Below are 1,025 nucleotides of genomic sequence, written 5' to 3'. Positions count from 1 at the left end.
ATTTGTGGGTATTTTAGGAAGCCATTGCTAACCCGCCTGCATAAGCCATTCTTTCAATATCTTCCCATCGCCCAGCCTTGTAAAAAGACCGTATGAATAACATATCATTAGCGCTGTCCTCTTTCCAATAAATGGAGTTACCTTTCATTTTGAGATTAACAACTCTTCTGACGCCGCTCTCAATAGCACCACTGCCTTGAGGCAAACCATGATCCTTGCATGTTTTATAGATTAAACGATCGGCGTTATTAATAAAGTAACCTTTCTCCGACTTAACCAGCTTCCCTTTTTTATGCTTACTATCCAGCTTGATTTTTGCAATAAACTCATCAACTTTACCGGCATGCAAAAGCTCCTTGCACGACTTTACCCATTTACTCTGATCACGTTTACTTTTATAAAGCTGCTTAGCTAAAGCATTTAAATGCTCCATCGCATGATAATAGTCAAGAACCGGATATACCTTGATGTCAGATCGTAATGTCATCGTTTCAAGAAGTTGATTAATACGCTTCCAAATCCAAGGGGCTCCATCAGCAACAAAAACAAGATTATTCACTGTGTTTAAATCAAGTCCCGCCAAGTAGTTTTTGAGTAAATTAAACACCTTCTGAGGACTGCCGATGATGCCATCAATAATCGGTAACTCCTTCTTAATCTTATTGCCTTTATCATCCACCACGTAAATAACAAACAACTTAACTTCTCGCCACTGCCCCTTAAATCGATTACGCTTCTTAGCTGTCTTTGGACCTCGTTTTTTACTTCGTATTCTAATGCGACCGCCATCTATCGATACAACGATTGTGTTGGTGTTGTTAAATCCAGATAAATACTTTTCAGCTGACTGACTTAGGCGTGCTAATTTACTGATATGTTTGCTGATCTTAACAATTGACGCCACTGATAAATGAATATTGACTTTAGCAAGATGCTTTTTGACTTCATCATATGAGCTCAATGCTGCCGAAAGCATCGCAATATAGGTGCTTAAACCATTGGATATAGCATGGTGAATACCCAGT

General features: G+C 38.9%; 1 protein-coding gene. It reads right to left on the bottom strand.

What is annotated here, in order from left to right:
• Positions 1 to 13: 13 nt before the first annotated feature.
• The coding region (locus tag F3D68_RS11335) for a hypothetical protein (protein WP_224728300.1) at positions 14 to 1,025 on the bottom strand (1,012 nt) is incomplete at its 5' end.

This window comes from Cysteiniphilum sp. JM-1, from assembly GCF_008711525.1.
Taxonomy (GTDB): Bacteria; Pseudomonadota; Gammaproteobacteria; order Francisellales; family Francisellaceae; genus Caedibacter.
Note: the sequence above shows the minus strand (reverse complement) of the source record. Positions and strands in the feature narration are given on the sequence as shown.